General features: G+C 67.3%; 18 protein-coding genes, 1 tRNA gene and 1 pseudogene. 7 read left to right on the top strand and 13 right to left on the bottom strand.

Annotated elements, in window-relative coordinates:
• Positions 1-17: 17 nt before the first annotated feature.
• The 5 genes from coaE to polA all read right to left on the bottom strand — a co-directional run bounded on the left by coaE (position 18) and on the right by polA (position 9,371).
• A complete protein-coding gene (gene coaE / locus NE857_RS11965) occupies positions 18-620 on the bottom strand; it encodes a dephospho-CoA kinase (protein WP_254421041.1) in 603 nt (200 codons plus the stop codon).
• Between the two features lie 49 nt (positions 621-669).
• Positions 670-1,167, bottom strand: a complete 498-nt coding sequence (locus NE857_RS11960; RefSeq protein WP_254421040.1) for a GNAT family N-acetyltransferase — start codon at positions 1,165-1,167, stop codon at positions 670-672.
• A gap of 2,862 nt (positions 1,168-4,029) precedes the next feature.
• The gene (rpsA, locus tag NE857_RS11955; RefSeq protein ID WP_254421039.1) at positions 4,030-5,532 is read right to left on the bottom strand and encodes a 30S ribosomal protein S1; all 1,503 of its coding nucleotides are present in this window, start codon (positions 5,530-5,532) and stop codon (positions 4,030-4,032) included.
• A gap of 599 nt (positions 5,533-6,131) precedes the next feature.
• Positions 6,132-6,575 carry an alternative ribosome rescue aminoacyl-tRNA hydrolase ArfB gene (gene arfB, locus NE857_RS11950; RefSeq protein ID WP_254421038.1) on the bottom strand — a complete coding sequence of 148 codons (444 nt, stop codon included), beginning with the start codon at positions 6,573-6,575 and terminating at the stop codon, positions 6,132-6,134.
• Between the two features lie 33 nt (positions 6,576-6,608).
• Positions 6,609-9,371, bottom strand: coding sequence for a DNA polymerase I (gene polA / locus NE857_RS11945; RefSeq protein ID WP_254421037.1), 2,763 nt, complete (start codon positions 9,369-9,371; stop codon positions 6,609-6,611).
• A 118-nt stretch (positions 9,372-9,489) separates the two neighbouring features.
• On the opposite strand from polA, the gene NE857_RS11940 reads away from it, so the two are divergent.
• The 3 genes from NE857_RS11940 (at position 9,490) to NE857_RS11930 (ending at position 13,290) form a co-directional block, all read left to right on the top strand.
• On the top strand, positions 9,490-9,915 hold the full coding sequence (locus NE857_RS11940; RefSeq protein ID WP_254421036.1) for a PaaI family thioesterase: 426 nt from the start codon (positions 9,490-9,492) through the stop codon (positions 9,913-9,915).
• A 470-nt stretch (positions 9,916-10,385) separates the two neighbouring features.
• A complete protein-coding gene (locus tag NE857_RS11935) occupies positions 10,386-11,651 on the top strand; it encodes an ABC transporter substrate-binding protein (protein ID WP_254421035.1) in 1,266 nt (421 codons plus the stop codon).
• 406 nt (positions 11,652-12,057) lie between these two features.
• On the top strand, positions 12,058-13,290 hold the full coding sequence (locus NE857_RS11930) for an ABC transporter substrate-binding protein (protein WP_254421034.1): 1,233 nt from the start codon (positions 12,058-12,060) through the stop codon (positions 13,288-13,290).
• A gap of 100 nt (positions 13,291-13,390) precedes the next feature.
• On the opposite strand, the gene NE857_RS11925 is transcribed toward NE857_RS11930, so the two are convergent.
• From NE857_RS11925 to NE857_RS11905, 5 genes are all read right to left on the bottom strand, one after another.
• Complete coding sequence (locus NE857_RS11925) at positions 13,391-14,251, bottom strand: ABC transporter ATP-binding protein (protein ID WP_254421033.1); 861 nt, start codon at positions 14,249-14,251, stop codon at positions 13,391-13,393.
• On the bottom strand, positions 14,244-15,125 hold the full coding sequence (locus NE857_RS11920) for an ABC transporter ATP-binding protein (protein WP_254421032.1): 882 nt from the start codon (positions 15,123-15,125) through the stop codon (positions 14,244-14,246). Before NE857_RS11920 ends, NE857_RS11925 begins: the two co-directional genes overlap by 8 nt.
• Positions 15,115-16,107 (bottom strand): branched-chain amino acid ABC transporter permease, encoded by a 993-nt coding sequence (locus NE857_RS11915; protein WP_254421031.1) that lies wholly within the window; start codon positions 16,105-16,107, stop codon positions 15,115-15,117. The genes NE857_RS11920 and NE857_RS11915 overlap by 11 nt, the downstream gene beginning before the upstream one ends.
• Before the next feature lie 12 nt (positions 16,108-16,119).
• Positions 16,120-17,676 (bottom strand): branched-chain amino acid ABC transporter permease, encoded by a 1,557-nt coding sequence (locus NE857_RS11910; protein WP_254421030.1) that lies wholly within the window; start codon positions 17,674-17,676, stop codon positions 16,120-16,122.
• 328 nt (positions 17,677-18,004) lie between these two features.
• On the bottom strand, positions 18,005-18,574 hold the full coding sequence (locus tag NE857_RS11905) for an ANTAR domain-containing response regulator (RefSeq protein ID WP_017579858.1): 570 nt from the start codon (positions 18,572-18,574) through the stop codon (positions 18,005-18,007).
• A gap of 153 nt (positions 18,575-18,727) precedes the next feature.
• Between NE857_RS11905 and NE857_RS11900 the strand changes: the two genes are divergently transcribed.
• Both NE857_RS11900 and NE857_RS11895 read left to right on the top strand, forming a co-directional pair.
• Positions 18,728-18,803 (top strand) — tRNA-Leu (locus tag NE857_RS11900).
• A gap of 83 nt (positions 18,804-18,886) precedes the next feature.
• Positions 18,887-19,624 carry a transcriptional regulator gene (locus NE857_RS11895; protein ID WP_254421029.1) on the top strand — a complete coding sequence of 246 codons (738 nt, stop codon included), beginning with the start codon at positions 18,887-18,889 and terminating at the stop codon, positions 19,622-19,624.
• A gap of 12 nt (positions 19,625-19,636) precedes the next feature.
• Here the strand turns inward: NE857_RS11895 and NE857_RS11890 are convergent.
• The 3 genes and pseudogenes from NE857_RS11890 to NE857_RS11880 all read right to left on the bottom strand — a co-directional run bounded on the left by NE857_RS11890 (position 19,637) and on the right by NE857_RS11880 (position 23,104).
• Positions 19,637-21,171, bottom strand: a pseudogene (locus NE857_RS11890) (ISL3 family transposase).
• 182 nt (positions 21,172-21,353) lie between these two features.
• Positions 21,354-22,241 carry a serine hydrolase gene (locus NE857_RS11885; RefSeq protein WP_184361307.1) on the bottom strand — a complete coding sequence of 296 codons (888 nt, stop codon included), beginning with the start codon at positions 22,239-22,241 and terminating at the stop codon, positions 21,354-21,356.
• Positions 22,238-23,104 (bottom strand): LysR family transcriptional regulator, encoded by an 867-nt coding sequence (locus tag NE857_RS11880; protein ID WP_184361304.1) that lies wholly within the window; start codon positions 23,102-23,104, stop codon positions 22,238-22,240. The genes NE857_RS11885 and NE857_RS11880 overlap by 4 nt, the downstream gene beginning before the upstream one ends.
• A gap of 127 nt (positions 23,105-23,231) precedes the next feature.
• Between NE857_RS11880 and bla the strand changes: the two genes are divergently transcribed.
• Complete coding sequence (gene bla / locus NE857_RS11875; protein WP_376769970.1) at positions 23,232-24,140, top strand: class A beta-lactamase; 909 nt, start codon at positions 23,232-23,234, stop codon at positions 24,138-24,140.
• Positions 24,141-24,397: 257 nt separating this feature from the next.
• Positions 24,398-25,369, top strand: coding sequence for a DUF1266 domain-containing protein (locus tag NE857_RS11870; RefSeq protein ID WP_254421028.1), 972 nt, complete (start codon positions 24,398-24,400; stop codon positions 25,367-25,369).
• The last annotated feature ends 121 nt before the right edge of the window (positions 25,370-25,490 follow it).

Raw genomic sequence — 25,490 nt, 5'->3', positions numbered from 1 at the left:
GAACCGGCTGTGCACTGCTAACCGGCACGCTCCAAGAGGTCGCGCCACAGCTCGGCGACGCGTTCGGCGAGTTCCTCGCGAGTACCGGAGTTGTCCACCACCAGGTCGGCCGAGGCCAGCCGGGTCCGCCGGTCGGCCTGGGCGTCGATCCGGGCCCGCACCTGCTCGCGCGGCATCCCCCGGTCCCTGGAGACGCGTTCCACACGGACCTCGTCCGGGGTGTCCACCACGACCACGACGTCGTAGAGCGACTCCAGCCCGTTCTCCACCAGCAGCGGCACGTCGTAGACCACGACCTTGGCGTCGGAGGCCAGCGCCTCCTCCATGAGCTGGCCGCTGCGCTCGGCCACGCGGGGGTGCACGATGGCGTTGAGGCCGGCCAGCCGGGCCTCGTCGGCGAAGACGATCTCCCCGAGTCTGGGCCGGTCCAGCCGCCCCTCGGGGGTGAGCACCCCCTCCCCGAACTCGGCGACGACCTCCGCCAGCCCCGGGGTGCCGGGCTCGACGACCTCGCGGGCGATGGCGTCGGCGTCGATCACCACCGCACCGTAGGAGGACAGCGCGGAGGACACCGCGCTCTTACCCGAACCGATCCCGCCGGTGAGTCCCACTTTCAGCATGGCCAAACCCTAGAGCCCCGGGCCGGACCACGTCACGCCGACCCCGCGGTCACCTGCTCGAACTCGCCACCTGCTCCAACTCCTTACGCATGTGCACCATCACCAGGTGGTCGGCGACCCGTTCCCGGTGGGTCTCGGCGTAGCCCAGCGCCCGGTACAGGCGCTGGTTCTCCGGGCTCTGCGCCCCGGTGAACAGGGTCAGCGCCGTCAGGTCGGGCCTGCGTTCGCGCAGATCCCGCTCCACCCGGGTCAGCAGCGCCCGGGCGATCCCCCGTCGGCGCTGGTCCGGGGCGACCACGAGGCGGCCGACCACCCCGGTGGTCTCGGTGGTCCCGGCCCGCACCGCCCCGACCAGGCGGTGCCCGGCCACGGCCTTGAGCACCAGGGCCTCGTCGGCGGCGAGCAGCCCCTCGATCCGGGACAGCCCTTCGGTGAGCGGCAGGATGAACGGGTCTCCGTAGGCCTGGGCCTCGTCGACGTAGGCGGCACGCTGCAGGGTGAAGATCTCACCGGCGTCATCCGGGGTGGCCGGGTGGATGTCGAACACGTCGTCTCCTCAAAACGGCCCCCGCCCTCGGGGGCCCAGGAAGAACCCTAGGGTGTCAGGGCGCACATCGGGTAGGCGGGTCGGGTCACCCGACCCGCCTCCCACACCACCAGGCATGCGGGCCCGCACCTGGCGGTTCGTCAAGCCGTCTCAGACGACGACCGGCCCGGCCATCAAGGCCCGGACCCATGGATCCAGCTCTTGGGAACTGCGCCGTGGCCGCCTACGCACCAGCATGAAGCAGCTCTGAGGGAATGCACCCTCTCCGCCCCACGGTGGACCGGCTCTCAGACCGGCTTACAGCGATCATTACGACCCAACCGAGCAAGCCCCCTCCTTCTGCTCCACTCGACGTTCAGCCCTTCCTGACCTGCCGGTCAGTACTATGGCCTCTGCTGACTTCTGCCTGGTCAGACCCACCCTTGCGAGCGGACCCGTCGGCGCAGCGACAACTCAGCAAACCGACACCCAGACAGACCTCCCCAGGTAAGAACAGCCACTTTCCCCCTACGCCTGCCGTGTTTACACCCCGACCGTCTTGACGGTGACGGGCTTCGCCATCCGTGGCTGGCTCACCCCGGTCGGACTGCCTCATACACGGTTCGTGTTCCTCAGTGCAGGGTTTCGCCTCGGGCTTCCTCCCGACCCCACCTCGCGATGACGCCGTTGCCTCCGGCTCGCGGTTGGCACCATCTCCTCCCGCAAGGGACTTTCACCCTCAAGCAACTGCCCATGCCGGGCGTACATCGGGTAGGCGGGTCGGGTCACCCGACCCGCCTCCCACACCACCAGGCATGCGGGCCCGCACCTGGCGGTTCGTCAAGCCGTCTCAGACGACGACCGGCCCGGCCATCAAGGCCCGGACCCATGGATCCAGCTCTTGGGAACTGCGCCGTGGCCGCCTACGCACCAGCATGAAGCAGCTCTGAGGGAATGCACCCTCTCCGCCCCACGGTGGACCGGCTCTCAGACCGGCTTACAGCGATCATTACGACCCAACCGAGCAAGCCCCCTCCTTCTGCTCCACTCGACGTTCAGCCCTTCCTGACCTGCCGGTCAGTACTATGGCCTCTGCTGACTTCTGCCTGGTCAGACCCACCCTTGCGAGCGGACCCGTCGGCGCAGCGACAACTCAGCAAACCGACACCCAGACAGACCTCCCCGGATAAGAACAGCCACTTTCCCCCTACGCCTGCCGTGTTTACACCCCGACCGTCTTGACGGTGACGGGCTTCGCCATCCGTGGCTGGCTCACCCCGGTCGGACTGCCTCATACACGGTTCGTGTTCCTCAGTGCAGGGTTTCGCCTCGGGCTTCCTTCCGACCCCACCTCGCGATGACGCCGTTGCCTCCGGCTCGCGGTTGGCACCATCTCCTCCCGCAAGGGACTTTCACCCTCAAGCAACTGCCCATGCCGGGCGTACATCGGGTAGGCGGGTCGGGTCACCCGACCCGCCTCCCACACCACCAGGCATGCGGGCCCGCACCTGGCGGTTCGTCAAGCCGTCTCAGACGACGACCGGCCCGGCCATCAAGGCCCGGACCCATGGATCCAGCTCTTGGGAACTGCGCCGTGGCCGCCTACGCACCAGCATGAAGCAGCTCTGAGGGAATGCACCCTCTCCGCCCCACGGTGGACCGGCTCTCAGACCGGCTTACAGCGATCATTACGACCCAACCGAGCAAGCCCCCTCCTTCTGCTCCACTCGACGTTCAGCCCTTCCTGACCTGCCGGTCAGTACTATGGCCTCTGCTGACTTCTGCCTGGTCAGACCCACCCTTGCGAGCGGACCCGTCGGCGCAGCGACAACTCAGCAAACCGACACCCAGACAGACCTCCCCGGATAAGAACAGCCACTTTCCCCTACGCCTGCCGTGTTTACACCCCGACCGTCTTGACGGTGACGGGCTTCGCCATCCGTGGCTGGCTCACCCCGGTCGGACTGCCTCATACACGGTTCGTGTTCCTCAGTGCAGGGTTTCGCCTCGGGCTTCCTTCCGACCCCACCTCGCGATGACGCCGTTGCCTCCGGCTCGCGGTTGGCACCATCTCCTCCCGCAAGGGACTTTCACCCTCAAGCAACTGCCCATGCCGGGCGTACATCGGGTAGGCGGGTCGGGTCACCCGACCCGCCTCCCACACCACCAGGCATGCGGGCCCGCACCTGGCGGTTCGTCAAGCCGTCTCAGACGACGACCGGCCCGGCCATCAAGGCCCGGACCCATGGATCCAGCTCTTGGGAACTGCGCCGTGGCCGCCTACGCACCAGCATGAAGCAGCTCTGAGGGAATGCACCCTCTCCGCCCCACGGTGGACCGGCTCTCAGACCGGCTTACAGCGATCATTACGACCCAACCGAGCAAGCCCCCTCCTTCTGCTCCACTCGACGTTCAGCCCTTCCTGACCTGCCGGTCAGTACTATGGCCTCTGCTGACTTCTGCCTGGTCAGACCCACCCTTGCGAGCGGACCCGTCGGCGCAGCGACAACTCAGCAAACCGACACCCAGACAGACCTCCCCGGATAAGAACAGCCACTTTCCCCCTACGCCTGCCGTGTTTACACCCCGACCGTCTTGACGGTGACGGGCTTCGCCATCCGTGGCTGGCTCACCCCGGTCGGACTGCCTCATACACGGTTCGTGTTCCTCAGTGCAGGGTTTCGCCTCGGGCTTCCTTCCGACCCCACCTCGCGATGACGCCGTTGCCTCCGGCTCGCGGTTGGCACCATCTCCTCCCGCAAGGGACTTTCACCCTCAAGCAACTGCCCATGCCGGGCGTACCACGGCGAAGGGCCGCCCCCACCAGGTGGGGGCGGCCCTTCAACAAACCGTCACTCGGGCCGGAGCCCGGCGATGAGACCTTTAGGCCTCGCCGCCCGCGAGCTTCTCGCGGAGGGCGGCCAGCGCCTCGTCAGAGGCGAGCGCGCCGCTGGTGGAGTCGGAGCTGGACGACGAACCGCCGGTGTTCTGCGCGGCACCACCGGTGTAGTCCTCCTCTTCCTCCTCCGGAGCAGGAGCGTTGGCGGCGTCGGCCTCGGCCGCGAGCGCCTCCTCAACCTGCTTGCGGTGAGCCTCGAAGCGAGCCTGCGCCTCGGCGTAGCTGCGCTCCCACTCGTCGCGCTGGGCCTCGAAGCCCTCGAGCCACTCGCCGCTGTCCGCGTCGAAGCCCTCGGGGTACTTGTAGTTGCCCTGCTCGTCGTAGTCCGCGGCCATGCCGTACAGGGTGGGGTCGAAGTCCACCTGGTCGGGCGAGACGCTCTCGTTGGCCTGCTTCAGCGAGAGGCTGATGCGACGGCGGTCGAGGTCGATGTCGATGATCTTGACGAAGATCTCGGTGCCGACCTGGACGACCTGCTCCGGCACCTCGACGTGGCGCTCGGCCAGCTCGGAGATGTGGACCAGACCCTCGATGCCCTCTTCGACGCGGACGAACGCACCGAACGGAACCAGCTTGGTGACCTTGCCGGGGACGACCTGGCCGATCTGGTGGGTCCGGGCGAACTGCTGCCACGGGTCTTCCTGGGTCGCCTTGAGCGACAGGGAGACGCGCTCGCGCTCCATGTCAACGTCGAGAACCTCGACGGTGACCTCCTGGCCGACCTCGACAACCTCGCTCGGGTGGTCGATGTGCTTCCAGGACAGCTCGGAGACGTGCACCAGACCGTCGACGCCACCCAGGTCCACGAAGGCACCGAAGTTGACGATCGAGGAGACGACGCCCTTGCGGATCTGACCCTTCTGGAGGGTGTTGAGGAACGTCTGGCGAACCTCGGACTGGGTCTGCTCCAGCCAGGCGCGACGGGACAGGACCACGTTGTTGCGGTTCTTGTCCAGCTCGATGATCTTCGCTTCGAGCTCGCGGCCGACGTAGGGCTGCAGGTCGCGGACGCGACGCATCTCGACCAGCGACGCGGGCAGGAAGCCGCGCAGGCCGATGTCGAGGATGAGGCCGCCCTTGACGACCTCGATGACGGTGCCGGTGACGACGCCGTCCTCTTCCTTGATCTTCTCGATCGTGCCCCAGGCCCGCTCGTACTGAGCGCGCTTCTTGGACAGGATCAGACGGCCTTCCTTGTCCTCCTTCTGGAGAACGAGGGCTTCGACCTGGTCGCCGACAGCAACGACCTCACCGGGGTCGACGTCGTGCTTGATCGACAGTTCCCGGGAGGGGATCACACCCTCGGTCTTGTAGCCGATGTCGAGCAAGACCTCGTCTCGATCGACCTTCACGATGGTGCCCTCGACAATGTCACCGTCGTTGAAGTACTTGATGGTCTCGTCGATCGCCGCGAGGAAGGCTTCCTCGGACCCGATGTCGTTGACCGCTACCTGGGGTGTCGAGGTGGCCTCGGTGCTGCTCGTCATTTGTGGGTGGACTCCGGATACGGACAGGTTCAGAAAATGGGCACGTTGCAGGTTCGAGCCCGTCGATCCGCCGTCCAGAAGTAAGAAGCGAGGGTCACATTACGGAACGAGCCGTCCGTGACCGCCAGCCGCCGGGTCCAGATTTGGAGACCGAAGCGGTGCAACCCTCCTGCCCCCTACTGAGACAGCGGACGCCCGCACGAACCCACAACACTGACGCCAGAATATGAGACAAGGGCGTCCTGGTCAATCGGAACCCCGGACCGCCAACCCGACGAAGGCCATATCGGCCGCAATTTACCGGAGCCCGGTGGCGAAGATCAACTAGGCGCCCGCCCATGTCCAACAGGGCAAGCAGCGCCCCGCACCCTGCCCCCGGGGGACCCGTCGGACACGTCCGGAAAAAATCACCAAGACGCGCCCCGAACGTCACCGGAAGGCGGTTCCACAGCCATCCGGGAGCCGCCCGACCGCCATCGGAAAGCGGCCCGGCCGCCACCAGGACACACCCGAAGCTCACTCGGAGCGAACCCGGAGCACACCCGCGACCCACCGAAACTCACCGAGACTCATCCAGGGCAGCCCCGGGACGCCGGCCGTCAGTCCAGCGGCGGACGCGAACGCGCCTTCTTCACGTCACCGCGGCGGCGCTTGGCCTCCAGCCGACGACGCTTCGCCGACCGGCTCGGCCGCGTCTTGCGGCGCTCCGGCGGCGGGGGCGCGATCGCCTCCGCCAAGATCGCCGCCAGCCGCTCCCGCGCCTCGACCCGGTTACGGACCTGGGACCGGTGCGTCTGCGCCGACACCGTCAACACCCCGTCCACCAGCCGCCCCTGGAGCCGCTCCAGGGCGCGCGCACGCCGCGTGGCGCCCAGCGCCCGGCACGAGGCCACGTCCAACGACAGCGACACCCGGGTGTCCGACGTGTTCACATGCTGCCCGCCCGGCCCCGAGGACCGGGAGAACCGCCACGTCAACGCGTCGGCGGGAACGGTCACGGGTCCCACGGCCAGACCTCCCGTGGTCTCTTCCTGCCCCGCCACCGTCCCCACCTCCGAAGTCAGCGCCGCCGCGCCCTAGTGCGCGGCGTCATGCCAGTTCTGCCCGCTGCCGACCGAAACGCCCAGCGGAACACGCAGATCATAGGCCGAGCCCATCTCGTGCGTCACGAGGTTTTCGACCGCCTCGCGCTCACCCGGCGCGAGCTCCACCACGAGCTCGTCGTGCACCTGCAACAGCACCCGGGAAGCGAACCCGCCCTCGGTCAGCGCCGCGTCCACCTGCAGCATCGCCACCTTGATGATGTCGGCCGCCGAACCCTGGATCGGCGCGTTCAACGCCATCCGCTCGGCCATCTCCCGGCGCTGGCGGTTGTCGCTCGTCAGGTCCGGCAGGTAGCGGCGCCGGCCCAGGATCGTCTCGGTGTACCCCACCTTGCGGGCCTCGTCCACGACCTCGTTCAGGTAGTCGCGCACCCCGCCGAAGCTCGCGAAGTAGTCCTCCATCAGCTTCTTCGCCTCAGCCGGCTCGATCCCCAGCTGCTGCGACAGCCCGTACGCGCTCAGCCCGTACGCCAACCCGTAACTCATCGCCTTGATCTTGGAACGCGCCTCACCGTCGACCTCCTCCACCGCGATACCGAAGACCTGCGAGGCCATCTGCGCGTGGAAGTCGTACCCGCTGTTGAACGCGTCGATCAGCGCCTTCTCACCCGACAGGTGCGCCATGATACGCAGCTCGATCTGGCTGTAGTCCGCCGTGAGCAACTCCTCGAAGCCCGCACCGACCACGAACGCCCGCCGGATCCGCCGCCCCACGTCCGTGCGCACCGGAATGTTCTGCAGGTTCGGGTCGGTCGAACTGAGCCGCCCCGTCGCCGCCACCGTCTGGTTGAACGTGGTGTGGATCCGCCCGTCGTCCCCGACCGTCTTCAGCAGACCCTCGACGGTCGTCCGCAGCTTCGTCTGGTCCCGGTGGTGCAGCAGCACCCCCGGCAGCTCGCTGTCGGTCTGCGTCGCCAGCCACGCCAACGCGTCCGCGTCCGTGGTGTACCCCGACTTGATCTTCTTGGTCCTGGGCAGCTCCAGGTCCTCGAACAGCACCTGCTGCAACTGCTTGGGCGAACCCAGGTTGAACTCGCGGCCCACGATCTCGTGCGCACGCTCCACCGCGCCCCGGGCGGCCGCGGCGAACTCCGCCCGCAACCCCTCCAGGTACTCACGGTCCGCGGCGATACCCGCACGCTCCAACCGCGCCAGCACGTCCACCAGCGGCAGCTCCACCTCGTGCAACAGGTGGGTACCACCCCGCTTGTCCAGCTCCGCGGCGAGCACACCCGCCAGGTCCCGGGTGGCAGCCGCCCGCACCGCCAGGGCGTGACCGCGCCCGCTACCGCCCTCCTCACCCAGGTCCAGGGTCATCTGGGCACCGTCGGTGTCCTCCTCCAGCTCCCGGCCCAGGTACTTGCGGCACAGATCCGCCAGGTCGAACCGGCGCTGCCCCGGCTGCACCAGGTACGCCGCCAACGCGGAGTCACTGACCACCCCGCCCAACGACCACCCGTGCGCCCCCAGGGCCAGCAGCGCGCCCTTGTACTCGTGCACCACCTTGGGCCGCTCCGCGTCCGCCAGAAACGCCGCCAGCGCCTCGGTGTCGGCCGCGTCCAACTGGGTGGGGTCCACGAACAGCGAAGCCCCGCTCGGCACGGTGACGGCCAGGGCGTCCACCCGGCCGGTCCCCTGCCCCCAGACGCCCTCCACGGCCAGCCCCGCCGGGGCCTGCTCGCTGAGTCCCTCGGCCGCTGCGTGCTCGGCCAGCCAGGCCGCCACCCCTCCGGTCACGGCGACCGTCACGTCCACCTCGAAGCCCTCGGCGGGCTCGCCGTCCCCGGCACCCTCCGCCTCGGCCCCACCCGAGCGGATCACCGCGTACAGGCGCTCACGCAGGTTGGAGGCGAACTCCAGGTTGTCGAAGAGGGCGTCGACCCCGGCCCGGTCGGCCTCGCCCAGCGCCAGATCCGCCACACCCGCATCCAACGCCACGTCGGTGACCAGCTTGTTCAGCCGCTGGTTGCGCAGCACGTCGTCCAGGTGGTCGCGGAAGTTCTGCCCCGCCTTACCCGGCACCTCGTCAGCCCGGGTGACCAGCTCCTCCAGCGAACCGAACTTCTGGATCCACTTGGCGGCGGTCTTGGGACCCACCCCCGGCACACCCGGCAGGTTGTCGGCCTTCTCCCCCACCAGCGCCGCCAGGTCCCGGTACCGCTCCGGGCTCACCCCGTACTTGTCCTGGACCGCCTCCGGGTCCATCCGGCGCAGGTCCGACAGGCTCTTGCCCGGGTAGAGCACCGTGCAGTCCTCGGTCACCAGCTGGAAAGCGTCCCGGTCACCGGAGGCGATCAGCACCTCCATCCCGGCCGCACCGCCCTGGTGCGCGAGCGTGGCGATCACGTCGTCGGCCTCGAACCCCGGCGCCGACAGGTTGGTCACCCCGATCAACCGCATCAGGTCCTGCGTCAGCGGCACCTGGGAGGGGAACTCCGGCGGGGTCTGCGAACGGCCCCCCTTGTAGTCCTCGTACTCCTCGTCCCGGAAGGTGGGACCCGACAGGTCCCACGCCACCGCGACGTGCGTCGGCTCCTCATCGCGCAACAGCTTCACCAGCATGGACGCGAAGCCGTAGACGGCGTTGGTGGACTGTCCGGTACTCGTACCGAACTTCTCCACCGGAAGCGCGAAGAACGCGCGGAAGGCCATCGAGTGGCCGTCCAGAAGAAGCAGGCGGGGGCGCCCGCCGTCGGCCGGGGATGTCTGTTCGGGGGTCTCTCGCTTGGTCACCACAGAACAAATCCTAGGATGCGCAGCAGACATCCCGAGGCCATCGCCGTGGGAACAGCACCCCCACCCCGGTCGGTTCGACCGGATACGGGATCACCTGACCGGATCGGAAGGCACCACCATGACCACAGACGCCGACACACTGCGCGAACTCATCGACTCCGGCGCACTCATCGGCGGACTGGGCCAGACCATGGGCATCGAGATCACCGAGGCCTCCACCGAACGCGTCGTGGGCCGCATGCCGGTCGAAGGCAACCGCCAGCCCTTCGGGCTCCTGCACGGCGGCGCCTCCTGCGTCCTCGCCGAGTCCCTCGGATCCATCGGCTCCACCATCCACGCCCAGCAGTTCGCCCGCATCGCCGTGGGCATCGAGATCAACGCGACCCACCACCGCTCCGCCACCGAAGGCCACGTCACCGGGGTAGCCACCCCCGTCCACCTGGGCCGCACCCTCGCCACCTGGGACATCACCATCACCGACGACAACGGCAAGAAGGTGTGCACCTCCCGGCTGACCTGCATGCTGCGCGACGCACCCCAGTAACAGCACGCACCCTGACGACAGCGCCCCGGCAGACACACCAGCTCCACCGACCCCACGGGCCCCGCACCCCGGACCCCGCGCACCAGCGCGACCGGAGGCGGGGCCCGTCGTCGTAAGCACGACCACCACCAGAAGTGAAGCCCTCCTAACCCCACCAGCCCAGACACCAGCGCTGGACAAAACAGCACGCCACGGCACCACACCATGACAACCAGCCACCAAGCACCCCGACACGGTCAGGACACGTCCAACGAGCGGCCACACCACGGCTACAGACTCATAACAAGCAGAAGGCGACTGAGCCGCAACACACCCGCATGACTTCCACTGACACCCGATACCTGATTAAGCTCCGCTAACGCTCCTGATTAAGTCATGCCACACAACACGGGCATCAGCGGGCATCAGGACGTACCAGCACCATCGCCACGGCTGCGCAGAACAGCCGGTTGAACGGAGTGACCACGATCATGGCAAGCAAGAAGGTCCTAGGACTCACTGCCGCAACCGCGGCCCTCGTGCTCGGGCTGACCGCATGTGGCAACGGTGACGGAGACAACGGCGCCAACGGCGGCGGTGGCGGCAACGGCGAGGCCGGCGAAGAATTCACCTTCGGCATCCTCTACCCCCAGACCGGTGCCCTCGCCTTCCTCGGCCCGCCCCAGATCGAAGCCGCCAAGTACGCGATCTCCGAGATCAACGACGCCGGCGGCATCCTCGGCAACGACGTCCCCGCCATCGTCGAAGGCGACGAGGCCGGCGACGCCGCCCAGGCCAACCAGGCGGCCAACGACCTCGTCTCGGCCGACGTCAACGCCGTCATCGGCGCCGCGGCCTCCAGCATGACCCAGGCCAGCTACGACACCATCACCGCGGCCGAGATCGTCCAGTGCTCGGGCTCCAACACCGCACCCGACCTCACCGACATCGACGACGGCGGCTACTACTTCCGCACCGCGCCCAGCGACCTGCTCTCCGGCCCGGTCCTGGCCCGCCAGATGATCGACGACAACCACGTCGACATCGCCATCGTCGCCCGCGCCGACGACTACGGCGACGGCTACCTCCGTGCTGTCGAGGAGGAGCTCGAGGCCCAGGGCGCCAACGTGGTCACCACAGAGAGCTACGACCCCGACGCCACCAACTTCGCCTCCGTGATCAACTCGGTCACCGGCGAAGACCCCGACGCGATCGCGCTGATCTCCTTCCAGGAGGGCGCCCAGGTCATGGCCGAGCTCATCGAGGCCGGCATCGAGGGCGACCAGCTCTACATCACCGACGGCCTCAACGACCCGGAGCTCGGTGAGACCGTCAACGAGGACGACCCCAGCGTCATCGACGGCGTCACCGGCGTCGCTCCCGGCGCGGACAACCCCGAGTTCAACGACGGCCTGCGTGACTTCGCCCCGGAACTCGACGTCTTCCAGTTCGCCCCGCAGGTCTTCGACTGCGTCACCGCGATCGCTCTGGCCGCCGAGGCCGCCGGGTCCGTGAACGGCTCCGACTACGTCGAGCACCTGCCGGAGATCAGCCGCCCCGAGGGCACCGAGTGCTTCAGCTTCGCCGAATGCCGTGACCTCATCAACGACGGCGAGGACATCGACTTCCAGGGCACCAGCGGCAACATCGACTTCGACGACAACGGCGACCCCACCGCCGCCACCTTCGAGGTCTTCCACTTCGGCGACGACGGCTACGAGACCCTCGGCTTCGAGGAGTACTCGGCGAACGAGTAACCGCCGACCACACCTAGCGCCGCACCCCACCTGAGAACACGCGTTCCCCGGTAGGAGCCAACGTCAGCGACGCGCACCGTCCGGGGGTGCGGGGACACCACCCCGCACCCCCGGACTCATCTGTACCCCGAACGCTCCCGCACCGGCACGGCCGCACACCCGCGCGCCGTGCCTAGCCGTATATACGCGCGAAACAGCCGCTCCACGGCCCGCAGCAACACCACCAGGCCCCCAACGGCCCCCACCCCTCAGAACGCCACCGCGACCCCACCCGCCACCCTCCACTCCCACGGTGACACCCCGCACGAACCAGGCACTCACACCACAACCAGCCCCGACCTCCCCCGCACAACGCCCCACGGCCCCGGACACCGGCCGCACCCCGCCACCCGAACGGACCACCGCCATGCCGACCCACAAAACCCTGACCCTGTCCGCAGCAGCCCTCAGCCTCGCCCTCACCCTCACCGCCTGCGGCGAAGGCCTCGACCTGGGCAACGACGACGACACCGCGTTCACCTACGGCCTCCTCTACCCCCAAACCGGTGCCCTCGCCTTCCTCGCCCCACCCCAGATAGCCGCCGTCGACTACGCCATCGACGAAATCAACAAAGCCGGCGGCATCCTCGGCAACGAGGTCCCCCCACCCATCCAAGCCGACGAGGCCGGCGACGCCGCCCAGGCCAACCAGGCAGCCAACAACCTCGTCTCCGACAACGTCAACGCCGTCATCGGCGCCGCCGCCTCAGCCATGACCCAGGCCAGCTACGACACCATCACCGGCGCACAGATCGTCCAGTGCTCGGGCTCCAACACCTCACCCGACCTCACCGACATCGACGACGGCGGCTACTACTTCCGCACCGCACCCAGCGACCTGCTCGCCGGACCCGTCCTCGCCCAGAAGATCCTCGACGACAACCACGCCGACGTCGCCCTCATCGCCCGCGCCGACGACTACGGCAACGGCTACCTCAACGCCGTCGAAGCCGAACTCAACGCCCTGGGCGCCAACGTCGTCCTCGCCGAGACCTACGACCCCGACGCCACCAACTTCGGCGCCGTCATCACCTCCGCGGTCACCGCGGAAGCCGACGCCGTCGCCCTCATCTCCTTCCAGGAGGGCACACAGCTCATGGCCGCACTGATCGAAAGCGGCATCGAAAGCCAGTTCTACCTCACCGACGGTCTCAACGACCCCGACCTCGGCCAAACCATCGGGGTCGCCTCGCCCGACGCCATCACCGGCACCACCGGCATCGCCCCCAGCGCCGACAACCCCGAGTTCAACGAAGGCCTGCGCGAGTTCGACCCCAGCCTGGAGGTCTTCCAGTTCGCGCCGCACATCTTCGACTGCGTCACCACGATCGCCCTGGCGGCCGAATCAGCCGGATCCACCGACCCCACCGTCTACGTCGAGCACATCGCCGAGGTCAGCCGCCCCAACGGCACCGAATGCACCACCTTCGCCGCCTGCCGCGACCTCATCAACGACGGCCAGGCCATCGACTACCAGGGCACCAGCGGCAACATCGACTTCGACGACAACGGCGACCCCACCGCCGCCACCTTCGAGGTCTTCCACTTCGGCCCCGACGGCTACGAAATCCTCGACTACATCGAGTACACCAACGACTGACCCGGCCCGATCCGAAGCGGACACCAGCGCCGCACACCGGCCCGAGCACCAAGAAGGGGGCGGGACCCGCAACGGGTCCCGCCCCTCCACAACTCCCGGATCAGCCCTTCGCGAGCGTCCCCAGGTACAGCTCGATCACGTTCGGATCGTTCAACAGGTCCCGACCCGAACCCGTGTACGCGTTCCGGCCCTGGTCCAGCACATAACCGCGGTCACAGATCTGCAGACAACGCCGCGCGTTCTGCTCCACCATGATCACCGAAACACCCGTGGAGTTGACCTCCTTGACCCGCTGGAAGACCTCCTCCTGGTAGATCGGCGACAACCCCGCGGTCGGCTCGTCCAACAGCAGCACCGACGGATCCATCATCAGCGCCCGGCCCATGGCCACCATCTGACGCTCACCACCCGACAGCGACCCCGCCTTCGCCCGACGCCGGTCCGCCAGCAACGGGAACAGACCCGCCACCACACCGAACCGCTCATTGAACGTCCGCGGCCGCAGGAAAGCCCCCATCTGGAGGTTCTCCTCGATCGTCAACGACGGGAACACGTTGCGCGTCTGCGGGACATAACCCACACCCCGCTCCACCAACGTGTGCGCCGCCAACCCCGCGATACTCGAACCCCGCAGCGTCAGATCGCCCCCGCGAACCGGAAGCAACCCGAAGATCGTCTTGATCAGCGTCGACTTGCCGGCACCGTTCGGGCCGATGATCGCCACGACCTCACCCTCGGTGAGAGTCAGGGTGCACCCGTTCAGGATGTTCACCCCCGGCACGTAACCGGCCACCACGTCCTTGGCCAACAGCAGGTAGTCCTCCGGACCACCCACCTCCAAGGACTCCTCCATGGCCTGCTCCAGGATCTCCTCACGGTGCTCCTGGACGACCACGGCCTCCTCCGCCTCCACCGGAACCTCCTCCGGCTCCGGGCGCAGCTTCCCGTTCTCCTCAGTCATCGCCACTCCCCTGGGCCTCGCCCTCGACGTCCTGGGCACCCAGGTAGGCGTCGATCACCTGCTGGTTGGACCGGATGTCCGAAGGCCGACCCTCCGCGATCACCCGCCCCTGAGCCAACACCACGATCCAGTCGCTGATCCCCATGATCACGTCCATGTCGTGCTCGACGAACAGCACCGTCTTGCCCTCATCACGCAACGACGTGATGTGGTGCAGCAGCGACTGCACCAACGCCGGGTTCACACCCGCCATCGGCTCGTCCAGCATGATCATGCTCGGATCGGTCATCAGCGCACGAGCCATCTCCAACAGCTTGCGCTGACCACCCGACAACGAACCCGCCATGTCCTGGCGCTTGTCGATCAGCTTGAAGCGCTCCAGCAGATCCATCGCCTTGACGGTGTTGGCCTTCTCCTGACGACCCCACACCGGGCGAAGGAACGCACCGGCCATCCGCTCACCCGTCTGACCCGGAGCACCCAACAACATGTTGTCGAGCACCGTCATCCGCGTCAGCGCCTTGGTCAGCTGGAACGTCCGCACCATCCCGGCCCGCGCCACCTGGTGACCGCTCTTACCGTTGATCTGCCTGCCCTCGAACGACCAACGACCACCGTCGACCCGGTCGAAACCGGTCAACAGGTTGAACATCGTCGACTTACCGGCACCGTTCGGACCGATCAACGCCGTGATCGTCCCCCGCTGCACCTCCAGGTGCTTCACGTCCACGGCGGTCAGACCACCGAACGAACGCTTCACCCCGTCAGCGATCAGAATCGGATCCGACTTCACCGAACCCGGCTCCGGAACCGCCCCGACCATCCGGTCGACCTCGACACCCGCCCCGGAGGCGTTCACCTCGTCACTTGACATTGATCAACATCTCCTTGCGGTCACCGATCAGACCCTGCGGCCGGAAGACGATCAACAGCACCAGCATCACACCGACGAACGCCAGCTGGATGGCACCGAAGTCCGGACCCGACAGGAAAGGCAGATAACCCTCGGCACCCAGACCCCGCAGGAACCTGTCCGTGAAGGTCATCAGGAACCAGAACGCCATCGAACCGACGATCGGACCGAACACACGGCCCGCACCACCCAGCAGCAGGATCACCCACAGGAAGAACGTCACCTGCGGCTTGAACTGGTCCGGCTGGATCGCACCCTGGTGCACCGCCATCAGACAACCCGCCAGCGCACCGATCACGCCGCCCAGGACCAGCACCTGCATCTTGTAGGCGAACACGTTCTTACCGAGGCTGCGCACCGCCTCCTCGTCCTCACGGATGCCCTTCACCACACGGCCCCACGGGCTGTGCATCAGCAGCCAGGTCAGCAACGCCGTCAACGCCACCAGACCCCACGCCACCGTCATCAGCCACATGTGGTTACCGCTGAACGAGAACGCGCCGATCCCGTACCGATCACCCGGATCGAAGATCAGGTTCCACGTACGGAACTCACCCGACAGGTTCTGCAACCCGTACACACCGTTGGTCAGCGGCTCCGCGAACCCGGCCCGGTACACCAACCGCAAAACCTCGGCCGCGGCGATCGTCGTGATCGCCAGATAGTCCGCACGCAACCTCAGCGTCGGAATACCCAACAGCAACGCCAACACCACCGCACAGGCCACACCCAGCGCGAACCCGACCAGCAACGGCAGCTCGAACACCGCCACGCTGATACCCACGCCATAGGCGCCCACCAGCATGAACCCGACCTGACCGAAGTTCAGCAACCCCGTGTAACCGAAGTGCAGGTTCAACCCGATCGCGGCCAGCGCGTAGATCGCGGCCACCGGTCCCACCGCGGATCGGGCGGACTCGGCGAGGATCAAGAAAATATCCATCGTCTACCTCTCCTAGCCGACCCGCTCGCGCCGACCGAGCAGACCCTGGGGCCTGATCAGCAGCATGAGGATCATCAGGGCCAGAGCCCACGCTTGCATGAGCTGTGTGGGGAACCACAGAGTGGACAGCATCGCCACCAGGCCGACCGCGAGACCGCCGACCATCGCACCGTAGGCCGTGCCCAGACCGCCCAGGATCACCGCGGCGAACATCAGCAGCAGCAGACGGAAGCCCATCTCGTAGTCCACGACCTGGTTCAGGCCGAAGAGCACACCGCCCAGGGACGCCAGACCGCCACCGAGGAACCACACGTACAGCGTGACCCGGTCCACGTCGATACCCGACGACTCCGCCAGGTCCCGGTTGTCCGAGACCGCGCGCATCGCCTTGCCGATACGGGTGAACTGCAGCAGGCAGGCCACCAACACCAGGACCGCGACCGCGACCCCCATGATCACCAGGTCACGCGGGGGCATCGAGATCGGCCCGAAGTGCACCATCTCCTGCACCTGGAAACCGGAGTAACGCGTCCGGTTGGCCCCGAAGAGCACCAGGATCACGTGCCGCAGGATCAGCGCCAGACCGATCGAGACAATGAACATCTGGATCAGGGCCACGTTGCGCTTACGCAGCGGCCGCCACAGGTAGCGCTCCATCGTGCCGCCCAGGACACCGCCCATGATCACCGCGATACCCGCGGCCACCCACAGCGGCACCCGCCAGCCGAGGTCATCACCCAGCACGCCAAACAGCGTCGCCAGGGCGATACCGCCGAAGACCGCCGACCACTGGATGACGATCAGCGTCGTCCGGTTGAGCTTGCCCTCCATGAAGGCGCCCAGCAGGATCGCGACCCCCAGACCGGCGAAGATCGCCAGCAGGGAGTTGCCCAGCCCCGCGGCACCGGTACTGAACAGCAGCGCCATCATCGCACCGAAGGTGACCATGTCACCGTGCGAGAAGTTGATGACCTGCGTCGTACCGAAGATCAGTGAGAGGCCGATCGCGGAGATCGCGATGACCAGGCCGAACAGCACACCGGCCGCGGCGAGCTGCACGAAGCGCTCACCGAAACCGCCGCTGACGCCCTCGACCGCGACGACGTCCTCCTCGGACGCCTCGTCATCCTCCGTCGCCTCGTCGTCGGGCGAGGGAGAACTCTCGTCCTGCCCGGCTGATGCACCGGGGCTCTCCAACACGATGAGGACGCGCCGCTGTTCGTTGGGGTCGACCTCCACCTCGGCCACACCATCGACGACGAGACTCGTCTCGCGTACGGCGAACTCGCTGGGGACGGACTCCTGGTCCAGTACTACGCGGTAGTCACCCGGTTCGGGCAACTCCACTTCCCAAATTCCATCAGAGTCGGTTTCCACCGCATCGATCTCGTCCTCACCCTGGAAGACCGTGATCAGGATGCCTTCGACACCCTGGTCCCGGTCGTCCGGCTGACCGATCTGACCGTGCAGCGACTCACCGCCCTGTTCGTCTGCCGTCGCCACTGCCCCGGGAATCACCAGGAATGCGGTGATCAGGGCGAGCAACACGGTCACGAGGCGTGTGCGCACGCGCGCTCCTTGCGCATCTGAGGTCGGCAGCACCGAATGCTCGCATTCGGCCGCCGCTGTCCTTTAGCTGTTCGGTGCGGTGAGTTTAGCCCGGTTTAGGCTGGTCATTCAGCATCGCTTAAGCCACGTGACCCAACCGTCACCCCATTGTGCGCAAACGAGACCAAACCGGTACAGGATCCGCGTTGAACCTGAACAACCGTCTAGCTTCCAACGCCGCAACCTGCCGATCTGTAGGTTTTCTCCGCGTGGCGCCCCCCGAGAACACAAGCAGGGGCCGTACCCGGTCGGGTACGGCCCCTGCTTCAGTACTTCTCGGTTCGGCCGGTTAGCCCTGCTGTCCGCCGAGCGTCTCGACGACGGTCTCGGCCACCTTGCGCATGGTCAGGCGCCGGTCCATGGAGTTCTTCTGGATCCACCTGAACGCCTCGGGCTCGCTCATCCCGTGGCGGCTCTGCAACAGCCCCTTGGCCTGCTCGACGAGCTTGCGCGTCTCGAGCCGGTCCGTGAGGCTGCTGACCTCCGCCTCCAATGCCGCCAGTTCGGCGTAACGGGAGGTCGCCATCTCGATCGCCGGCACCAGGTCCGACTTGCTGAAGGGCTTGACCAGATAGGCCATGGCCCCGGCCTCCCGCGCCCGCTCGACCAGCTCGCGCTGCGAGAAGGCCGTCAGGATCACGACCGGGGCGATACGCTCCCCGGCGATCCGCTCAGCGGCGGAAAGGCCGTCCAGCACCGGCATCTTGATGTCGGTGATCACCAGGTCGGGCCTCAGCTCCTGGGCAAGCCGAATAGCGGCCTCACCATCGCCTGCCTCCCCGACGACGGCGTAACCGTCCTCCTCGAGCATCTCCTTGAGATCCAGGCGGATCAGGGCCTCGTCTTCCGCGATCACCACACGGCTCTGCGTCCTCGTCACGTACACGAGGTTACCGAGATCCGCTAGTATGCTGTGCGTCGGCCCCGGCAATGCCGGTCAATCGTGACTTCACCGTTGGCGGACCGCCACCAAAACCGAACACCTGCCAAGATGTCCGACTTGGCACACCTTGCCCCGATATTCCAACGGCAGAGAAGGCGCCCTCAAAAGGCGCACAGTGTGGGTTCGAATCCCACTCGGGGTACCAGAGCCACCCTCACGGGTGGCTTTTTTGCTGCTCAGAGGACCTCTCCCCCGAAAATGTCCGAAGCGTGAGCAACCATGCACCCTATGTACTCACGCACGATCGTTGACGAGACCTTCCAGCTCAAAGCCCAAGGTCTGACTGATAGGGAGATCGCTGCCCGCTGCGGTGTCTCCATATACGCAGTTAGGCACTGGCGCTACGGCCGCCGCCGGAACCCCGAGACCGAGGCCCGCCGCGCGGACCGCACCATGTACTGCCCGAAGTGCTCGGACGGAAAGCTGAATCACGAGGCATACGCCTACCTTCTCGGCGCTTACCTCGGAGATGGGCACATCACCCTCGGCAGGCGCGATGTCTACGTGCTGTGGATCCACTACGACAACAAGTACCCGCAGCTGATCAGCTACTGCACGGCCGCGATGGAGGCCGTCTTCCCGATCAAGTCCTTCAAAGCCAAGCGGCCAGGCAGCGTAGCGATCAAGGGTGCCTCCAAGCACTGGCCGTGCATCTTCCCCCAGCACGGCCCTGGACACAAGCACTCGCGGTCGATCGTTTTGGAGCCCTGGCAGCAGGAGATCGCTGATGAGCAGTCCGAAGCCCTCATACGCGGGTTCATTCACTCTGATGGATGCCGAGCCATCAACCGAATACCCAAGCGGCGACCGGACGGTGGAGCGACCCACTACGAGTACCCGCGCTACCACTTCACCAACACGTCGACGGACATCATCGAAATCTTCACTCGTGCCCTGGATCGGCTGGGCATCGCTTGGAAGATCGGGTGTGTCAAGTTAAGGGCTCTGTCCCCATTTCGGTGGTGACGTTCAGTGAGCTCACTGCAGGAGGATGCGGTGGCGGAGCAACGGGAACCCGGCTCGCCCGTACATCTGGCGTTTGAGCAGCTTCGACCTGGTGTTCACACCCTCCGTGCCTCCGTTGTGGAAGGGCAGGGTCAGGGCCGCGTCGACCGCGGCCCGGTCCTGGTCCAGGCCGCGGGTGAAGGCGTGAAGGTGCGGCAGATCGTCCTCACCAACTCCGGCAATCCACCCGGTCAGGGCCTCGGCGTTGCCCGGGGCAGGTGCCAGGAGCTGGGCGAAGCCGCTGATGTGGTCGCCAAGCCGGGCCATCTCCGGGCAGGCCCCGGTCAGCTCGGCGAGAGTCTGGCTCTCCTCGGGTGTGAGCCGGTTGGGGTGGGCCAGGAGCAGCGCGCTGAAGGCCTTGGGTGAGATCGCTTCCCGGTCGCTGTCGAGTCGACCCTGGTTGATGTACTTGTAGAGCAGGTTGAGGCTGCCCTCATAGCCGAGTCGGCTGATCTCGCCGAAGAGCCGTTGCACGGGCACGGCCGGGTTCTCCTCCTTTCGTTTGCGTAGGTAGTCGCGGTAGGGGTCGACCAGGCCAGCGCGGTACTGCGGGGCTTGGCGCAGCCGGTCGGGCTCGCCGATGCGGGCGTAGCGCTTGATGGTGTTCAAGGACAGGTTGAGTCGGCGGGCGCACTCCATCAGCCCCACGCCCTGGTCGAGCAGGTCGTGGATGTGGTGCCAGCGCTCGAGGGTGGACTCCTGACGGTCCAGCTTCTGGAGGGAGGTCCGGCCTTGGCCCAGCAGGTGCTGTGGGAGGCGACGTCTTTGCGCACCGCCTCGGACAGGTTGTGCCACAGGTGCCAGCGGTCGGCGACCTGCACAGCGTCGGGCAATGCTCGGCGGACGGCCTCGGCGTAGGCGGCGAACCCGTCGCGCACCACGACCTCGATCCCAGGACGGTCGCGCAGCCAAGTTTCCAAGGTGTCGGCGGTGCGGTCGGGCAGGACCTCGATACGGGCGTTGGTGGTCGTGTCAGTGAGCACGGTGGCATACCGGCGGCCTTTGCGTAGCGCGAAGTCGTCCACCCCCAGTACACGGGGCACCGGATGCCTGGGAAGGGGCAGGCGCATCAGGGTCCGTAGCGCGGTGTTCTTCGAGACCGGTGCGGCCAGGGCCTTGAGCAGCCGGGCGCCGGCCCGGCCTGCCAGCTCCCGCGCTACCGCGCCGATCTGGGTGGCCAGACGGGGCGTGCGCCGCTGGTAGCGGACCAGGACGCCGGGGAGCTGTTCCCGAAACGTTTGGCGGGGGCAACCGCGGGTTGAGCACACCAAACGTCGTATGCGCACCGTGACGTGCACGTTCTTGCCGTCGACGGGGGTGTCGGTGAGGGTGCGCTGGTGGTAGGCGTGCACCTTGACGGAGGGGGTGCCGCAGACCGGGCAAGGAGACGGCTGGTCGGGGGTGCGGGTCCGCAGCCCGATGGTGGGTCCGTCGTCGATGGCCTCGATGATCAGGGGCAGCAGGCCGGAGAAGACGATCTTCAGGAGTTCTTTAACGTCACACGCCACCGAGCGTGACAGGTTGATGCCCTACGTCACCACCGGAATGGGGACAGAGCCCCTACCTTTACACTCCCGGAAGATCCACGTCAACAAGCGGGAGCTCCCCCTTCGGAACGCCCAAATCGTGTCCATCTCCCGCAAGGATGCAGTGGCCAAGATGGAACGCATCGTCGGGCCCAAGTACTGATTCAGTTGGCGCGCAGATGGTCCCTGAGGATGCGGGCGGCGCGGCCGATGAGGGCTTCAGCAGCGGGCTGTTGGCGGGCGGGGACCTGGGACGCGGTGAGGGCGGCGATGGCGTAGGCCTCGCCGCTCTTGTGTTCGACGACGCCGACTTCGTGGCGGTGGTTGAGGACGGTGCCGGTCTTGGAGGACCAGGTGCTGGCGTCGGTGTCGAACTCGGGGGCGAGGCGGTGGCGGATGAGGTTGTCGGCCATGAGGGCCCGTAGGCGGGCGGCGGTGTCGGGGTGGATGGTGGTGGGTTTCCAGAGGGCTTGGAGGAGGTCGACGTGGGCCCGGGCGGTGCCGGAGTTGGCCAGGGTGACGTCGAGTTGGGGGATGCGGTGGCCGTGTCCGGCGGTCTGGGCCTGGATGGCGAGGGTGTGGGCGAGGTGGGTTTCGTCGGGGGCGAGGCGTTCGGCGGGGGTCTCGTTGAGGTCGCGGATGCGGTGGCGGACGGTGATGCCGTGGATGTGGTGTTGGTGGAGGGTCTGGGTGACGTGGGCGGGCGGGGTGAGGTCGAAGAGGGCGTCGGCGGCGATGTTGTCGCTGAGGGACATGGCGAGGTGGAGGAGGTCGTCGATGGCGATGGAGGCGGGGTGTCGGAACCGGCCGAGGCCGGTGGGGCCGAGGGTGGGGCCGTCGGGCTTGATGTGGAGAGGGGTGGCGCCGTCGAGTTCGCCTTGGTGGATGCGTTGGAGGGTGGCCAGGGCGAGGGGGATTTTGACGAGGGAGGCGGTGGCGTAGGGGGTGTCGGGGTTGATGCCGATTTCGTGGCCGGTGTTGAGGTCGCGGACGAGGAATGAGGCGTGGAGTCCGGCTTGGTCGAGTTCGGTGTGGAGTCGTTGGGTGATCACGGGGTGGGTGCTCCGAGGCAGTGGGCGACGTGGGTGTGGAGGTGGGTGCGGAGGGTTTCGGATTGTTCTCCGGTGGCGGTGTAGGTGCGGGTGGGTTGGGTTTCTCCGAGGGGGCGCCAGTGGAGGTTGAGGTCTTCGGCTTGGCGGGGTGAGCAGAGGAGGAGGTCGTGGGTGGTGAGGATTTCGGCGGTGGCGGTGGTGAGGGTGGTGGCGTGGGTGATCTGGGTGGGGTGGAGGCCGACGGTGTCGCCGGTGTGGGTGAGGGGGTCGCGGATGTGGGGTGTGTCGTCTTCGGGTTGGATCCAGACGCGGCGGGGCGGGGTGGTGTCGTTTCGGTGGGGTCGGAGTGTTTCGAGGTAGTGGGTGTTGGCGTGGGGTGGGTGGTGGGTGGCCAGGCCGAGGGGGACGGTCCAGTGGGCCTGGTCGGGTGGGACGGCGGTGATGGCGGTGCGGACTTGTCTGGTGTGGAGGAGTTCGTCGCGTTGGGCGGGTGGGGCGGGGTGGGGGTCGAGGTGGAGGTCGTGTCGGCGGGCTCGGGCGGTGAGGTGGGCGAGGTCGTGGGTGGTGCAGGTGGTGGGGACGGCGATGCGTAGGGGGGTGTGGCGGGCTTGGGCGGCGTCGTGTTCGAGGGTGTGGGCGAGGTGGACGAGGCGTCGTGCGGTGGGGAGGACGGCGTGGCCGAACTGGGTGAGGGTGGGGCTTCGTGTGGTGCGGTCGAAGAGGGGGGCGCCGAGGTGTTTTTCGAGGGCGGCGATGCGGCGGCTGGCGACGGGTTGGGGGATGCGGGCGGCTGCGGCGCCGTGGGTGAAGCTGCCGCGGTCGCTGACGTGGATGAAGGCGGTGCAGGCTCCGACGAGGTCCATGTGCTGAGGTTATGTCGAATGTGCATGGGTGTGGCTGTTTGTGTCTTGGACAGCATGGTTGGTGGGTGGTGAGACTGCGGGGGCGGGCTGGTTGTGGCTCGTTCTCCTTTTCTTTGCGGGGGTTGTTGTGCGTAGTTCGGTGTGGCGTGGGTTTGTGGCGTCGGTTGCTTTGGTGCCGTTGGTGGGGTGTGGTGCGGCGGAGGCCGGCGGGGGTGCTTCTTCGGGTGGTGCGCCGTCGGAGGCTCCGGTCGGGGTGGATTATGTGGCGGAGTTCGGGGCTCTTGAGGAGGAGTTCGACGCCCGGTTGGGTGTGTACGCGTTGGACACGGGGTCGGGTGAGGAGGTGGCGTTCCGGGCGGATGAGCGGTTCGCCTTCCTGTCGACGTTCAAGGCTTTGTTGGCGGGGGTGGTGTTGTCGGAGAACTCGTTGGAGGAGATGGAGCGGGTGGTGGAGTACGGGGAGGAGGATCTGGTGGCTCACTCTCCGGTGACGGAGGAGAACGTGGGTTCGGGGATGTCGCTGTTGGAGTTGAGTGACGCGACGGTGCGCTACAGCGACAACGCGGCGGCGAACCTGTTGCTGGCGGAGGTCGGTGGTCCGGAGGGGTTCGGGGAGGCTCTGGTGGAGTTGGCCGGTGACGAGGTGACCAACCCGGTGCGGTGGGAGACCGAGTTGAACGATGTGGGTCCGGGTGAGGAGAGGGACACCAGCACTCCGGAGGCTCTGGCGGGGAGTCTGGAGGCGTTCACGTTGGGGGACGTGTTGCCGGAGGACCGTCGTGAGGTGTTGGTGGACCTGTTGGTGCGGAACACGACGGGGGATGAGCTGATCCGTGCGGGTGTGCCGCGGGGGTGGGTCGTGGGTGACAAGACGGGCGGCGCTGGCGGGATGCGCAACGACATCGGCGTGGTGTGGCCGGAGGGTGGTGACCCGATCGTCGTGGCTGTGTTGACGAGCCGTGACGGGGAGGGGGCTGAGTTCGACAACGCGCTGGTGGCGGAGGCCACCGAGGTGGTGGTGGAGGCGCTGGGTTAGCGGGTTTTCGGCGGGTGTGGCGGGGGTTCTGGTCAGTGTGGGACAGACTGGCCAGAACCTCTGTAACTACCCGACCCTTTCGACCCCAAATAGGTCTTTTGTCACTTTATGTAGGCGCAAGCGGGCTGAACCGGTCACATCACGGCCACAACCTGAGTACAACCCGTCGGTTCGGTCGCCTGTGAGGTGCCGCGTACCTGATCCTTGATGGCACAAAGCCCTGTCAGGAGGGGCTCGGTGCGAGAGAGGGGCGACGGTTGTTGACCGCGGTGGCCGGGGTGATCGGCGCGCTGGTGATCGGGGCCTGGGTCGTGGTGGCCTGGGGGTCCCGGCGGCGGCAGCCGTGGTTGTTGACCCCGGTGGCGCTGACGGCGGTCCTGCTGGTCGCCGTGGATCTTCCTGGCTGGTCGTTCCTGCCGTTGGTGGCGTTGGCGGCCGGTTCCTTCGCCGAATTGGTGGTGGGTGCGCGTGAGTCGCCCGCGATCCGGACCAAGGACCCCGAGGCCCCGTTGAGCACGGAGCGGTGGGCCGCCGCGGTGGCGGCCCCGTTCCGGGTGGCGTTGGCCGAACCGTGGGACGTGGTGGCCCGCCCGAACCTGCGGCGGCGTTACCAGCGGATGCTGGAGCGCCAGTGGTCGGTGGTGGACCGGGAGTCGCTGCTGGCGGCGGTGAACGCGCTGCTGACCGATCTGCACGCGGGGCCGAGCCTGGACCTGGCGGTGGACCTGCGGGCGGGGACGGCGCGTTCGCGGCTGCCTTCGGACCAGGGCGGTGAGGTCACCGGTGAGACGGTGCGGCTGTCCGCGGAGCAGGTGGCCCGGCTGCGTGCCGTCACGGGTGTGTCCGAGGGCGACGAGACGGTGATCATCGGCGCCTACCAGTGGTGGAAGTCGGTGCACGTCATCCGCTTGGTCTGCGGTGGGGCGACGTTGGACTGGCTGAGTCCGGTGGAGACGCAGACGCTGTTGCGCCGGGTGGCGTCGGATCTGCAGCGCCGTTATTCGTCGTGGGGTCAGCTGTCCACGGCCTTCCACGCCGGTTACCTGCTGTGGCCGGACAAGGGTGTGGACGGCGACGAGGTGGCGGATGACCGTCCGGACGCGGACCGGGTGTGGGTGGCGCTGGGCCTGTTGGACGAGGACCCGAAGAGCCCGTGGAACCTGCTGCCGTGGGACATGCCGTTGGACCGGGTGACGTTCGAGGGCGGGGTCTCCTCCACCCAGGAGTAGAGATCCGTGCCGGGGCCCGCTCGGAGGCCACCTGAAGAGGGGCTGTCTGCGGGGGCCGTCTGAAGGCCGTGAGGCCCCTCCCCCTGCGCTCCCCTGCCCCGGGAACGACATCGGCCGCACC

The sequence above is a fragment of the Nocardiopsis exhalans genome, assembly GCF_024134545.1.
Lineage (GTDB): Bacteria > Actinomycetota > Actinomycetes > Streptosporangiales > Streptosporangiaceae > Nocardiopsis > Nocardiopsis exhalans.
The sequence above is the reverse complement of the archived record's forward strand: the minus strand, read 5'-3'. Positions and strand labels throughout refer to the sequence as shown.